The organism is Gordonia amicalis NBRC 100051 = JCM 11271 (assembly GCF_000332995.1).
Lineage (GTDB): Bacteria > Actinomycetota > Actinomycetes > Mycobacteriales > Mycobacteriaceae > Gordonia > Gordonia amicalis.
Map to the genome: position 1 here is coordinate 37,189 of NZ_BANS01000036.1, position 13,585 is coordinate 50,773.

Here is a 13,585-nt window from a genome sequence, read left to right on the forward strand (position 1 = left end):
AGCACCTGCGTCGGGGCGCGCCGAGCAACGGAAGACACCTACTCCATGAGCGACAACAGCCGCCCGCTGCGGGTTGCGATCGTCGGTGCGGGTCCCGCCGGGATCTACGCCGCCGACGCGTTGATGAAGTCCGACACCGCCAAAGAGCGCGGCGTCAGCATCGACCTCTACGAGCGTATGCCGGCTCCGTTCGGTCTGATCCGTTACGGCGTCGCGCCTGATCACCCGCGCATCAAGGGCATCATCACCGCGCTGCACAAGGTGCTCGACAAGCCGCAGGTCCGTCTGCTCGGCAACGTCGACTACGGCACCGACATCACGCTGGCCGAGCTGAAGCAGCACTACGACGCGATCATCTTCTCCACCGGCGCCACCGACGACCGTGCGCTCGACATCCCGGGCATCGACCTCGACGGCAGCTACGGCGCCGCGCAGTTCGTCGCATGGTACGACGGTCATCCGGACTTCCCGCGCACCTGGCCGCTGGAGCAGGAGAAGGTCGCCGTCATCGGCGTCGGCAACGTCGCCCTCGATGTGGCGCGCGTGCTCGCCAAGACCGGCGACGAGCTGCTGCCGACCGAAATCCCGGCCAATGTCTACGAGGGCCTGAAGGCCAACAAGGCCGTCGAGGTGCACGTCTTCGGTCGCCGCGGACCGGCACAGGCCAAGTTCACGCCGCTCGAGCTCAAGGAACTCGACCACTCGCCGAACATCGAGGTCATCGTCAACCCCGAGGACATCGACTACGACGAGGGCTCGGCCGTCGCCCGTCGTGGTTCGAAGATCACCGACCAGGTCGCGACGATCATCGAGAACTACGCGATCCGGGAACCGAAGCAGGGTGCGATCCACAAGCTGTTCCTGCACTTCTTCGAGAGCCCGGTCGAAATCCTCGGCGAGGACGGCAAGGTCGTGGGCCTGCGCACCGAGCGCACCCAGCTCGACGGCACCGGCAACGTGAAGCCCACCGGGAAGATCACCGACTGGGAGGTCGGCGCGGTGTACCGGGCGGTCGGCTACCTGTCGGACAACCTGCCCGAGATCCCCTTCGACTCGCAGGCGGGAGTCATCCCCAACGAGGCCGGACGTGTGTTCGACGAGGGCGAGCAGCTCACCGGCGTCTACACCACCGGTTGGGTCAAGCGTGGTCCGGTCGGCCTCATCGGCCACACCAAGGGCGACGCCAACGAGACCGTCGACTGCATCCTCAAGGACATGGAGGCCGAGAAGCTGCTCGAGCCCGCCGCGCCCGGCGAGGACGCGATCATCGAGCTGCTCGAGTCGAAGAGCATCCCGTTCACCACGTGGGACGGCTGGTACCGCCTCGACGAGCACGAGCGCGCCCTGGGTGCCGCCGAAGGCCGTGAGCGCGTGAAGGTCGTCGAGCGTGAGGACATGCTCGCCGCGTCGGAGCCCCACAAGGTGGCGCGCCCGTCGGCCTGATCGACACCGCCAGACCAAAACGAGAGGGGCGACCGGTTCTCACCGGTCGCCCCTCGTCGTTCGTTCAGCGGTTCCCGTCTACCGACCGGGGATCGCGGGCACTCCCTTGACGTCGGTGCCGCCGCCGGACAGCGCCGCCGATGCCGACGAGCCGGCACCGAACCTGTCGAACGGGTTGTCGATGCGCCGCATGTTCCACCAGAAGCCGGCGTTGTCCGTCAGGTTCTCGGCGTAGTCGGAGATCGCGTAACCGGCGATCGACGACGGGAAGCAGCCGAACCAGGTGGTCTTGATAGTCAGGGATTCGTTCTTCTTCAGCTGCGACTTGAACTTGGTCGCGCCGTTGATCTCCTGCAGCGTGACATTGCGGAACTCGCCGTCACGCGCGGTCACCCGCATGAACCGGGTCATGCTCCACGCCTGGTTCCACGGCGTACCCGGTGCTCCGAACTGGCAATAGACCCCACCTGTCATCTGAAGGTTGGGGACGGCTGCCTGGGCGGGCGCAGCACCCACCAGCGTGCCTGCTGCGATGCTCCCCGCAGCCAGCACCCCGACAACGGCACGTTTGAGTGACTTCATCGATCCTCCTGTTTTCACAACCCTGGAAACACTGAACATATCGATTCGAACTCAAAGCAGTGTTACCGACGACACGGGCCCCGTTCGGGTTCCGCGGGTCTTTCGTTATCCGAACGACATCCACCGCCCCGCACCGTCAGGCCCCTCGAACTGCATTGGTAAGGTAACCCTTCGTGCGCCGCTCCCTCCGTGTCCTCGGCATTCCGGTGCTGATCGCGGCCCTGGTGGGGCTAGTCATCGCCTCGGTGCTCTTCGGCACCCGCCCGGTCCCGCTCGACGAGGTCTGGACGAGTTTCGCCGCGGGGATCTCCGAGATCTGGTCGGCCCTCGTCGACCTCCGGATTCCCCAGATCACCAAGGACACCGACGTCGACGGCATCGTCTGGGACCTCCGTGTCCCTCGGACCCTGCTCGGGCTGTTGGCCGGCCTGGCCGTGGGCGCGGCCGGCGCCATCACCCAGGGACACACCCGCAACCCCATCGCCGATCCCGGCATGCTCGGCGTCAACGCCGGCGCGGCCTGTGCGGTCGTGGGCGGGATCTACCTGCTCGGGATCACCAGCCCCGTGGCGTTCATGTTCTTCGGATTGCTGGGCGCGATCATCGCCGCGACCGTCGTCTTCGGTCTGTCGGCGCTGAGCGGCTCGAGTCCGCTGACCCTGGTGCTCGCCGGCACCGGCCTCACGGCGATGCTCACCGCGATCACGTCCTCGATCGTGCTCGTCGACACCAACTCGCTCGACCAGTGGCGGTTCTGGAGCGTCGGTTCGACCGCCGGCCGCGGGATCGACGTGTTCTGGGCGAGTCTGCCCTTCATCGCCGTCGGGCTGGTGTTCGCGCTGGCGAGCGGCTTCTTCCTCAACGTGTTGAGCCTGGGCGACGACATGACCAAGGCCCTCGGCTCTCGCGTGGTGCTCATCCGCGCGCTCGGCATCCTGACGATCACGCTCTTGATCGGCGCCGCGACCGCCGCCTGCGGGCCCATCGTGTTCCTCGGTCTGGTCGTGCCGCACATCGCTCGTGGGATCGTCGGCGCCGACTACCGCTGGATCATCCCGTACTCGGCGCTGTTCGGCGGGATCCTCCTCGTCGGCTGCGACATCCTCGGCCGCATCGTCGCGCGCCCCGGTGAGGTCCAGGTGGGCGTCATGCTGGCGCTGGTCGGCGCACCGTTCCTGATCGTCATGGTCCGTCGGCAGAAGTTGGCATCCGTATGAACACGTCCGACGTGAAGACGCCGACGCCCGGGACACGTGCACGGAGCATCGCGCGGCATGCCGGCGGCTACCGCCTCGCGATCGAGCCGGTCTCGGTCGTCGTGCGTCCGCGCATGCTGATCGTCGCGCTCGTCTCGGCAGCGCTCGCCGTGGTGTTGTTCCTGGCCGGCGTCGGCGTCAGCGACTACCCGCTCACCCCGATCGACGTCGCGCGAATCCTGCTCGGCGGCGGGACCCGCATCGAGAACGTCGTCGTCTTCGACGTCGCGCTCCCCCGAGCCCTCGTCGGCCTGCTGGTGGGCATCGGCCTCGGGTTCTCCGGGTCCATCACCCAGCTGATCTCCCAGAACCCCCTCGCCACCCCCGACATCCTCGGCATCACCGCAGGAGCGAGTGCGGCGGCGGTTGCGGCCATCGCCTTCTCGACGACGAGCTGGGGCAGCTGGTTCGGCGACCTCGGCGTCCCGGCCTCGGCGATGATCGGTGCGCTCCTGACGTCCGCGGTGATGTACGTGCTGGCCTGGCCCGGCCGCAAGGCCAACAGCGGCATCAACCCGTTCCGCCTCGTGCTGATCGGCGTCGGCATGACGTGGATGCTGCAGGCGCTCACCAACTTCCTGCTCACCCGCGCCGACATCCGCGACGTCGGGCGTGCCCAGGTGTGGCTGGTCGGATCGGTCGCCAACGTGGGCTGGTCCAATGTCTGGCCGGTGGTCGGCGGGGTCGTGGTCGGGGTCGTCGTGATCGTGGTGCTGTCCCGGCAGATCGGAATGCTCAGCCTCGGTCCGGACCTGGCGCGCGGCCTGGGCGTCCGGACCGGCGCGGTGTCCACCACGCTGTTGCTGACGGCGGTCCTGGTCAGTGCGCTGTGCGTGTCCGCCGCCGGACCGATCGCCTTCGTCGCACTGCTGGCCCCGCAGATCGCGCTGCGGCTGGCCCGCACCGCGGTACCGACGCCGTTGTTGTCCGGCCTGATCGGCGCCGCGCTCGTGCTCGGCGGAGATCTGTTGTGCCGCACGGTGCTACCCGGCGGGCTGCCCGTCGGAATCGTGACCGCCGCGATCGGCGGACCGTTCCTCATCTACCTGATGATCGCGATGTCCCGGAAGGCGACCGTATGACCATCTCCCCCGTCGATCACACATCGCTGGCGACGTCCCGCCTGCGCGGTACCGGACTGACCGTCGGCTACGACCAGCGGGTGGTCATCGACGGCCTGGACATCGACGTCCCCGACGGCCAGGTCACGACCATCATCGGCTCCAACGGCTGCGGCAAGTCGACGCTGCTCCGATGCCTCGCGCGCCTGCTGCCGCCGAAGGCCGGCACGGTCTACCTCGACGGCGACGACATCTCGCATGTCCGCCCCAGGCAGGTCGCGCGGACCCTGGCGATCCTGCCCCAGAATCCGGTCGCGCCCGAGGGTCTGACCGTCGCCGATCTCGTCGGCCGGGGCCGGCATCCGCACCAGCGGTGGTATCAGCAGGCGACGGCTGCCGACGAGGCCGCGGTGGCCGAGGCGATGGAGATGACCGACACCCTCGAACTAGCCGACCGCACCCTCGACGCGCTCTCCGGCGGTCAGCGCCAGCGGGTCTGGATCGCGCTCACCCTCGCGCAGGGCACCGACCTCATCCTGCTCGACGAGCCGACCACCTACCTAGACCTCGCCCACTCGATCGACGTCCTCGACCTGGTCCGACGCCTCCGCGACGAGCACGGCAAAACCGTGGTCATGGTGTTGCACGACCTCAATCTCGCGGCACGCTACAGCGATTCACTCGTCGTCATGAAGAACGGCGCCATCGTCGCCACCGGCGCGCCGGCCGAGGTCATCGACGCAGAGATGCTCGACGAGGCCTTCGGGTTGCGCGCTCATGTCATGACCGACCCGATCTCGGGTGGGCCACTGATCGTGCCGCTCGGAGCGCACACCCGCGCGTTCTAGGACCCCGGGTCCCGTTGTCGCGCGGCATCGTTGGCGAGCATCTGCTCACGCAACGAGTCGTAGACCGGCGGGGTCCCGGAGAGATGCGCGACGAGCACGGCGGCCGCGGTCGCGGCGAGCATCGGGACCGCCACGGTGGTCGTCGCGCTCATCTCCATCACCACGACCATGCCGGTGAGCGGCGCCCGCACCACCGCGCCGAACAGTGCGGCCATGCCGGCGAGCACCATGGCGTCGCGCAGCGTCGAATCCGATTGCGGGAGCACGGCGTCGAGGCCGGCGGCGAACAGGACGCCCCACAGTGCGCCGAGCGCCAGCATCGGCGCGAACAGGCCGCCCGGGGTTCCCGCGGCATACGACAGCGGACCGGCGACGAACCGGACCAGGAACAGCGCGGCCACCACCGGGAGCACGACCGAACCGTCGAAGATCTGTTGCGCGAGATTGTCTCCGCCACCGGCCGCATCGGTGTCGACGGCCGTCAGGCCGCCGACGATCGCACCGATGACCGCGGCCTTCGCGATCGGCGGGACGCGCGTGATTCCGCGAACCGCGTTGATCGCCCCGAGAACCGCTCGCCCGTAGGCGATTCCGACGAGACCGCTGAGGAGGCCGAACACCACGAATACCGGCAGCAGGGTGATCGGGGGCGCGGCCACCACGCCGACCCGGAAGTCGGGCCGGTCGCCGAGGATCACGTGTCCGCAGGCCACCGCGGCGGCGACCGCGAGAATGGTCGGCACCACCACTCGAATCCGGAACGAGTGGGTCACCTCCTCGAGCGCGAAGAGCGCACCGCCCACCGGCGCCGTGAACGCCACGGCGAGACCTGCTCCGCTGAGCGAGGTCTGCATGACGCGGACATCGTACTGGTCGAGTCCGGCACGTCGTCCGGTCTCCGATCCGACCGCCGCACCCATGTGCACCGTCGGTCCCTCACGGCCGAGGATCAGACCGGATCCGATCGCGGCGAGACCGCCGAAGAACCGCGCCGGGATCACCCGTAGCGGCGCCGGCCCCGCTTCTCCTCGTTCGACGGCCTCCACATGCTGGATTCCGCTGCCCGCCGCGGTCGGTACGAGGTGGGAGACGAGCGCGCCGAAGGCCGCGCCGGCCGCCGTCACCGCCACCGGGATGAACCATCCCGGTGCGCCGAGTCCGTCGGCCCACTGCAGCATCTCGAACCGCCACCGGTTGAGATGGTCGAGGCACCACCGGAACGCGCCGCCGAGGACGCCGGTCACACACCCGGCGAAGACGGCGAGCACGCACAACCTCACCAGTCCCTGGTTGTCGGCCGTCGGCGAGGTCACACGTGCAAGTTACCGCGCACGCCGGCTTCGACCGGCGCTTCCGAACGGCAGGTTCGTGTCGTCCACCGGCGATTCGGGGTCACACGGGCTGAATCAGGCGTCCCTGCACCACGAGTGACGCATTCTGCTTCAGGCGCCGGACGCGGATGCTCACCGAGTAGCCCAGAATTCCGGCCACGGACGCGACCCTGGTGCGTAGGTATCGATAGAAGTCGTCGGTGTCCCGGCAGATCACCGCGACCATGAGGTTGTGTTCGCCGCTGATCGCCGCGGCGAACGCCACCTCGTCGTGCGCGGCGAGCGCTGCACCCACCTCGTCGATCGCCGACGGCGTCACGGTGAGCCACAGCGTCGCGCTCAGACCGAAACCGAGACGCTCGGGCAGGATCTCGACGTCGTAGTGCAACGCGCCGCTGCGTTCGAGCGTGCGCAGACGGCGCCGGACGCGCCCGACCGTCCAGCCACAGATGCGTGCCAGCTCGCGATGTGGAAGTCGGCCGTCCTGGGTCAGCGCGTCGACGAGGGGTGCGTCGTCGTCGCCGAGGCGTACATTCTCGCGGGGTTCGTCCGGTACGTCCTCACCGCCGGTCCCGGCCTCGTCGTCGCCGGGGAGAGGGCTCGCGGTAGCGCTCGAGATCAACAGTGTCCGGGCGGACTCCGAGAGCTCACCGCCGAAGCCGGTCCATCTCGACGCGGGGAGTCCGACGTCGAAGGCGTGCAGGACGAGGTCGATACGGACGTCGATGACCGAGGCCCGCGTCGGGAGTGCATTGAGCAGCACGTCGTCGCCGCCCGCACCGATCGGTGAGCGGATGATGCAGATGATCTCGGCGCCTCCGGAGACCACGTAGGCGAAGCCGACGTCACGACGACGCGCGAGCGACGCGGCGAGCGGTTCCATGCGGTCCGGCCGGCACCGCACCCGCGCCACCCATTCGGAATGGCCACGCACCGCCGGCCGCACGATCCCCACGACCCGCATCACCCCGGCACGACGCAGCGCCTGGTAGCACCTCGCCGCGGTCTGTTCCGAGATGCCCGCGACCTCGCCGAGTTGGCGGAACGACGCCCGCGGATACACCTGGAGGGCACGGAGGATAGTGCCGTCGACGTCGTCCATGATGGAGGAATACTACTCGTCGAACCGGTCTGGTTGACGCAATGTTCCGTGTACGCCGCGCTGGTTGCGGTTTCCCTGCCGAGCCGCCGGACAATGATGGATGTCTGCGCTTCTTCGCGCGGCAACCATCGCCTTGTCCTCCCGAGACGACGACCTGTGGTCACGTCCGGCCACCGGGCGCCGCCCAGTCCCACCCGAGATCGAAAGCGAGAGTGCGTGACCACCACGTCCACCTCCACCGCCCTGCCCGCTCCGCCGGAGCGCCGGACCGCCACCGTCGTGATGGCCTGCATCGGCGTCTTCGTGGCCTACCTTCCGATCACGAGCGTCGCCGTCAGCCTGCCGGCGATCGGGAACGCGCTCGGCGCCTCGACCGCGCAGTTGTCCTGGGTCCAGGACGCCTTCGTTCTGCCGATGGCGGCGTTCATCCTCACGGCAGGAGTGTTCGGCGACGTCCACGGCCGCCGCAAGGTCTATCTCACCGGTCTCGCACTGTCCGCACTGGGCGCCGTCGTCGCACTGTCGGCGCAGTCGATCCAGCTCGTGTGGGCCGGTCAGGCTCTGGCCGGCACGGGTGCCGCCGCACTGTTGCCGACGACCCTCGCGCTCATCAGCCACGCCGTGCCCGACTTCCGTGAACGCGGCAAGTTCATCGGCATCTGGGCGTCGTCGCTGATGCTGGCGCTGACCGTCGGCCCGCTGATCGCGGGCCCGGTGGCCGAGGGCATGGGCTGGCGCTGGATCTACGTGCTGCCCATCCCGTTTGCCGTCGCCGCGTTCGCGGTGGCACTCGCCGTCCTGCCGGAATCCCGCGCCCCGCACACCCGACGCCTCGACTGGGCCGGTCAGGTGACGGCCGCCGTCGCGGTCACCGCACTGGTCTTCGGCGTGATCGAGGCCGGCGTCAACGGGCTCGCCGATGCCCGTGTGATCATCGCCCTGGTGATCGCCGTCGTCGCGGGTGCAGCCTTTGTCGCCGTCGAACTCCGCTCGGACAGCCCGATGCTCGACCTCGCGCTCTTTCGCAGCCGCGCCTTCACCGTCACCACCCTGATCGCGATGATCAGCTTCCTGGCTCTGATCGGCTTCATCTTCGTGCTCAGCATGTACTTCGGCATGGTCCAGCAACTCGGCACCATCGAGGCCGGCTGGCGACTCGCGCTGATGAACGGCGCCTCCATGGTCGTGGGTGCGCTCGCGGGCAAGATGATGCACCGGGTCCAGGCACGCGTCATGATCGGCGGCGGCCTGGCCATGGTCGCGGTCGCGCAGTTCGAGCTGCTCACCATCGAAGCCGACACCACGTTCGTCTCGATCGGCTGGCGCCTGATCGTGCTCGGCCTGGGCATGGGCCTGGTGATTGCCCCGATGACCGCGACCGCGGTCTCCGCGGTGCCCTATCGGCTCGCGGGTATGGCGGCGGCCGGAAACAATGCCTTCCGGCAGGTGGGTGGCGCACTCGGACCGGCCGTTCTCGGCGCGTTGCTGACGGCGGGTGCCGTCGACTCGCTCCCGGGCAAGCTCACCGACGCCGGCATCGGCGACGAGATGCGCGACAGCGTCGTCGCCGCCGTGGACGGCGAGGGTCTCGGCGCGGTCGCCGGTCTCGACCTCGGCGCCGACACGCCCACGGTCATGAACGCCCTCGGCGACGCGTTCCTCGACGGCATGCACCTGTGCCTGATCTTCTCGGGCCTTCTCTCGGCCGCAGCCGCCCTGCTGTGGTCCTCTCGCTGCGCCCCGGCCGGGACGCCGACCACTAGTCAGGCGAACGCCGCGACCACATCCGCGGCGCGCCGGAGCTGGTCGAGGTCCGAACTCGTCGGGATGAGTTGCACCTCGTCGGTTCCGATGTCGGCGAACCGCCGCAGGACGTCCGCGAGCTCGGCCTCGGTACCTGCCCAGCCCGTCGTGGGAGCGATGGCGTCGACGAACTCCGACGGAATCCAGTTCATGTAGTGGTGCAGATGGCGTGTCACCTGTGCACGCGGACCGTCACCGTCGCCGATCGCGAACCAGAACGACGTCGCGAGATGCGGCGCCGGTTTTCCGGCCTCGGCCCACGCGGAGCGGGCGACGTCGAAGAGTGCGTTCTGTTTCTCCGTGTCGAGGTCGAGGGTGACCCCGGCGATGCCGTCGGCCCAGTCGACGGCGCTGCGGATCGTCTTGGGTCCGGTGGTGCCGACATGCAGCGTCGGGCCGCCCGTGCGATGGGGCGGCGGACCGACCGGCAGCACCGATTCGGTGAGCTTCTCGCGGGCCCACACCCGCTTCATGGTCGCGGCTCGGTCGGCGAGTTGCCGCATGGTCTGGGTGGACGGGTCCGCGCCGACGGCCCGGTAGTCCTCATGCCGGCCACCGACCCCGAGTGCCACCGTCAGCCGCCCCTCCGACAGCAGGTCGCCGGTGGCCAGCGACTTCGCCAGCATCACCGGGTCGTGGAGCTGCGGCACGACGACGGTCATCACCAGCGGGACCCGCCGGGTCCAGGCGGCTGCCGCGCCCAGGAACGTCAGGCACTCGGGGTTGTCGAACGCGATGCGTTCACCCCAGCACAGGGAGCTGAACGGGCCGTCGTCGGTGGTGGTGGCCCACGAATGAAGCGTGCCTGCGTCGAGGTCCGGCTCCATCACGGGCATCGTCATCCCGATGCGCACGGCGCCATTCTGGCATGGACTCCGTGCACCCGGAGACGCTTTCGCAGATGTCGCGTATCGTCGTGCGGTCCGCTACGATGCGCGATATCCGAGGTGGCGCAACGGTTTCCGTTCGAACACTATGCCGTTGCGGCCCGACCCACGTTCGCCGACCGCACCGGCGAGTTCCGCAACTCCCGCAACGCCGTTCGGAGACCGCGACGCTTTCCCGTCGCCGGATCGACACCGAAGTGGTCGCTCAAACCCTCGCGGATCGCGAACCGAAGCTCCGAGGCGGTCTCCGGCGCGTCGTCGGCGGTCGCCTTCAGAAGCGAATTCGGCAGTGCCAGTTTGGCGATCGTCCGGAACGATTGTGCGTACTGGCCCAGGAGCGAACCCGTCGTGTAGGGCAGGTCGTACTTGTCGCACAGTTCCCGCACCCGCACCCCGATCTCCTCGTACCGACTGCTCGGCAGGTCCGGGAAGAGATGGTGCTCGATCTGATGACTGAGATTGCCGCTCATGAACCGCATCAGCGGACCGGCCTTGAAGTTCGCCGACCCCAGCATCTGTCGCAGGTACCAGCGCGGCTGGTCCTCGTTCTCGAACTCCTCGACGGTGAACTTCTCCGCCCCGTCCGGGAAGTGGCCGCAGAAGATGACCATGTACGCCCAGTAGTTGCGGATGATGTTGGCGGTGAAGTTCGCGGTGATCGTCGTCTTCCAGTTGGGTCCCGCCAGGGCCGGGTAGATCAGGTAGTCCTTGGCGGCCTGCTTGCCGACCTTCGTGCCGATCACCCGCAGGTCCTTCGCGGCCTGACGGTAGGTCTTCTCACCGTTGCGGAGCTTCTCCGTTTCCAGATGATGCAGCGCCACACCGTATTCGAAGAATGTGCCGAGGGTCAGGTTGTAGATCGGGTTGCCCAGGTTCCACCACTCCCACGGCTGATCACGGGTGACGCGCAGGATTCCGTAGCCCACATCGTCATCCATCCCGACAACGTTCGTGTACTTGTGGTGGACGAAGTTGTGGGAGTGCTTCCACTGCGCGCTCGGGCAGGTGGTGTCCCACTCCCACGACGACGAGTGGACCTCCGGATCGTTCATCCAGTCCCACTGCCCGTGCATCACGTTGTGCCCGAGTTCCATGTTCTCGATGATCTTGGCCAGCGAGAGCATGGCGGTGCCCGCGGCCCAGGCGATCTTCCTGTTGCTGAACATCAGTGCGAGTCTCCCGCCGGCCGCGAGACCGCGCTGGAGGGTGATGGCGCGCCGTATGTAGCGCGCGTCGCGTTCACCGCGGGAGTCCTCGATGTCTCGCCTGATCGCGTCGAGTTCGGCACCGAGGGTTTCGATGTCACTGTCGGTGAGGTGGGCGTACTGGTCGATGTCGGTGATGGCCATGAAGCCTCCTACAGATCGAGGGTGCATTCACCGGACACTGCACTGATGCAGGTCTGGATTCGTTCTCCTTCGCGACGTTCTTCGGCGGTGCGCAGGTCGCGCACGTACCCACCCGCCAGCGGGACGACGCAGGTCTGGCAGATCCCCATCCGGCACCCGAAGGGCATCTGGATGCCGAGATCCTCGCCTGCCTCGAGAAGTGTGGTGGCGCCGTCGACCTCGACCTCCTTGTCGGAGATCGCGAACCGGACGGTACCGCCCTCGCCGCCGTGATCGGTGCGGGCAATGGTGAACCGTTCGATGTGCAACCGTTCGCGCAGGCCGCCGTCCTCGTAGTGCGCCTCCATGGCGTCGAGCAGCGCCACCGGGCCGCAGGCCCAGCATTCCCGCTCACGCCAGTCCGGCGCCCACTCGTCCATCCGTGAGACGTCGAATTTACCCATCTCCCTTGTCAATTGGAGGTTGAGTTCATACTTGTCGGCCTCGTCGGCGAGCTGCTCCATCTCGTCGAGGAAGATCACGTCGTCGCGAGTGGGGGCGGAGTGTATGTGGACGATGTCCGGCGTCTGCCCGTGCGACCTCAGCTGGCGCAGCATCGCGATGACCGGGGTGATCCCGCTGCCCGCGGTGACGAAGAGGATCTTGCCCGGCACCGGCTCCGGTAGGTGAAAATCGCCCTGTGGGGATTGCAGCCGGATGATGGTCCCGGGACTCACCCCGTCGACCAGGTGGGAGGACAGGAAACCGTCGGGGTTCGCCTTCACCGTGACCGCGATGGTCTTGTCCTGCTCGGACGACCCGATCGAGGTCAGTGAGTACGAGCGCCAGTGCCACCTGCCGTCGATCTGCAGGCCGATCCCGACGTACTGGCCCGGCTTGTAGTTCTCGGGGAATCCCCAGCCCGTGCGGATCGTCACCGTCGCGGTGTCGTCGGTCTCCTTGGTGACGTCGAGGACCTTGCCGCGCAGCTCACGCGCACTCCACAGCGGGTTGATCAGATGAAGGTAATCATCGGGGAGCAGCGGAGTGGTCGCCCGAGCGACCAGTCCGCGAAGAACATTCACCCCGGGTGCGCGCGCCTCGACTCCTGCCGCCGGGCGCTTGCTCCATTTGAGTAGGCCCACGCGCACTCCTCCCCTCGGACTCACGTGGCATCGTGCCATCGGCGTACATACCCATCCGAGCGCGAATGTACACACGCGAGAGTGCCGGCGATCGTATGTAGAGGTCACGCGGAGAAGGCGCCCTCACCAGACGAAGGCGCCGCCGGTCCAGATGCTGGTTGCGACGAGCGCGAAGAGGAGTTCGATACCGATCGTCTTGGCCGCCGCCTTGAGAGCCGCGAGCGCACCGCGCCAGGCCTGCTCGAGGCCTCGGGTCCGCACGAGTTCGGAGACGATCGCGCCCACCACGAATCCGAGCAACAGCCCGATCACCGGCACGACGAAGAATCCGACGATCCCGACGAGTCCGCCGATGACGACGGTCCGGTTCGGGATTCCGTCGGTGCGCAACGACTTTCCCGCGACGAGATACTTGATGACCTCGCCGACCGCGATCACCAGGATCGCCGCGGCGAACACGGACCAGGCCCAGCCGCCGACGACGAGCGCCCAGACGAACAGCGCGCACACGATCAGCAGCGTTCCCGGCAGAATCGGGACGACGATCCCGATCAGACCGACGACGATGACAGCCGCAACGAGCAGCTCACCCCAGAGCGGCACCTGTCCGTCGCCCGGTCACTCGCCGGCGACGGACGACCCGGGGGCCGCCCCGTCGGCGGAATCCCCGGTCTTCACCAGGGACGTCATGACCGGGGACTGACCCGGGGATGCCGAGCGCGGCGGACCGGCCGGACGGGGCGCCCCGGGGGGAGCGATCGGACGCTGGCCACCGGGACCGCCGAGGGGACGAGGCGCC

At 68.2% G+C, this 13,585-nt stretch carries 11 protein-coding genes and 2 pseudogenes; 5 read left to right on the forward strand and 8 right to left on the reverse strand.

The features are described from left to right. The first annotated feature begins 45 nt into the window (after nucleotides 1–45). Nucleotides 46–1,443 carry an FAD-dependent oxidoreductase gene (locus GOAMI_RS16940; RefSeq protein WP_006437786.1) on the forward strand — a complete coding sequence of 466 codons (1,398 nt, stop codon included), beginning with the start codon at nucleotides 46–48 and terminating at the stop codon, nucleotides 1,441–1,443. A 78-nt stretch (nucleotides 1,444–1,521) separates the two neighbouring features. Here the strand turns inward: GOAMI_RS16940 and GOAMI_RS16945 are convergent, their stop codons facing one another. Continuing rightward, nucleotides 1,522–2,025: a hypothetical protein gene (locus GOAMI_RS16945; RefSeq protein WP_006437787.1), complete on the reverse strand. Its 504-nt coding sequence runs from the start codon at nucleotides 2,023–2,025 to the stop codon at nucleotides 1,522–1,524. A gap of 173 nt (nucleotides 2,026–2,198) precedes the next feature. Between GOAMI_RS16945 and GOAMI_RS16950 the strand changes: the two genes are divergently transcribed. Genes GOAMI_RS16950 through GOAMI_RS16960 form a run of 3 tightly spaced genes read left to right on the forward strand, consistent with a single transcriptional unit; the run spans nucleotide 2,199 to nucleotide 5,190 of the window. After that, nucleotides 2,199–3,242: a FecCD family ABC transporter permease gene (locus GOAMI_RS16950; protein ID WP_006437788.1), complete on the forward strand. Its 1,044-nt coding sequence runs from the start codon at nucleotides 2,199–2,201 to the stop codon at nucleotides 3,240–3,242. Beyond that, complete coding sequence (locus GOAMI_RS16955) at nucleotides 3,239–4,363, forward strand: FecCD family ABC transporter permease (protein ID WP_006437789.1); 1,125 nt, start codon at nucleotides 3,239–3,241, stop codon at nucleotides 4,361–4,363. Before GOAMI_RS16950 ends, GOAMI_RS16955 begins: the two co-directional genes overlap by 4 nt. Beyond that, a complete protein-coding gene (locus GOAMI_RS16960) occupies nucleotides 4,360–5,190 on the forward strand; it encodes an ABC transporter ATP-binding protein (protein ID WP_006437790.1) in 831 nt (276 codons plus the stop codon). Before GOAMI_RS16955 ends, GOAMI_RS16960 begins: the two co-directional genes overlap by 4 nt. On the opposite strand, the gene GOAMI_RS16965 is transcribed toward GOAMI_RS16960, so the two are convergent. Further along, nucleotides 5,187–6,503, reverse strand: coding sequence for a ClC family H(+)/Cl(-) exchange transporter (locus GOAMI_RS16965; RefSeq protein WP_006437791.1), 1,317 nt, complete (start codon nucleotides 6,501–6,503; stop codon nucleotides 5,187–5,189). The genes GOAMI_RS16960 and GOAMI_RS16965 overlap by 4 nt on opposite strands. Nucleotides 6,504–6,582: 79 nt before the next feature. Further along, the gene (locus tag GOAMI_RS16970) at nucleotides 6,583–7,623 is read right to left on the reverse strand and encodes an Lrp/AsnC family transcriptional regulator (RefSeq protein ID WP_006437792.1); all 1,041 of its coding nucleotides are present in this window, start codon (nucleotides 7,621–7,623) and stop codon (nucleotides 6,583–6,585) included. A 282-nt stretch (nucleotides 7,624–7,905) separates the two neighbouring features. Here GOAMI_RS16970 and GOAMI_RS16975 point away from each other — a divergent pair. After that, nucleotides 7,906–9,030, forward strand: a pseudogene (locus GOAMI_RS16975) (MFS transporter); the annotation flags it as partial. A gap of 356 nt (nucleotides 9,031–9,386) precedes the next feature. On the opposite strand, the gene GOAMI_RS23310 reads toward GOAMI_RS16975, so the two are convergent. From GOAMI_RS23310 to GOAMI_RS23315, 5 genes and pseudogenes are all read right to left on the reverse strand, one after another. Further along, nucleotides 9,387–10,268: an LLM class flavin-dependent oxidoreductase gene (locus GOAMI_RS23310; RefSeq protein WP_081598265.1), complete on the reverse strand. Its 882-nt coding sequence runs from the start codon at nucleotides 10,266–10,268 to the stop codon at nucleotides 9,387–9,389. 131 nt (nucleotides 10,269–10,399) lie between these two features. Beyond that, nucleotides 10,400–11,662, reverse strand: a complete 1,263-nt coding sequence (locus GOAMI_RS16990) for a fatty acid desaturase family protein (RefSeq protein ID WP_006437795.1) — start codon at nucleotides 11,660–11,662, stop codon at nucleotides 10,400–10,402. A gap of 8 nt (nucleotides 11,663–11,670) precedes the next feature. After that, nucleotides 11,671–12,786 (reverse strand): ferredoxin reductase, encoded by a 1,116-nt coding sequence (locus GOAMI_RS16995; protein WP_006437796.1) that lies wholly within the window; start codon nucleotides 12,784–12,786, stop codon nucleotides 11,671–11,673. Between the two features lie 123 nt (nucleotides 12,787–12,909). Next, nucleotides 12,910–13,389: a DUF456 domain-containing protein gene (locus GOAMI_RS17000; RefSeq protein WP_006437797.1), complete on the reverse strand. Its 480-nt coding sequence runs from the start codon at nucleotides 13,387–13,389 to the stop codon at nucleotides 12,910–12,912. A gap of 15 nt (nucleotides 13,390–13,404) precedes the next feature. Next, a pseudogene (locus GOAMI_RS23315) lies at nucleotides 13,405–13,585 on the reverse strand (formate-dependent phosphoribosylglycinamide formyltransferase); the annotation flags it as partial.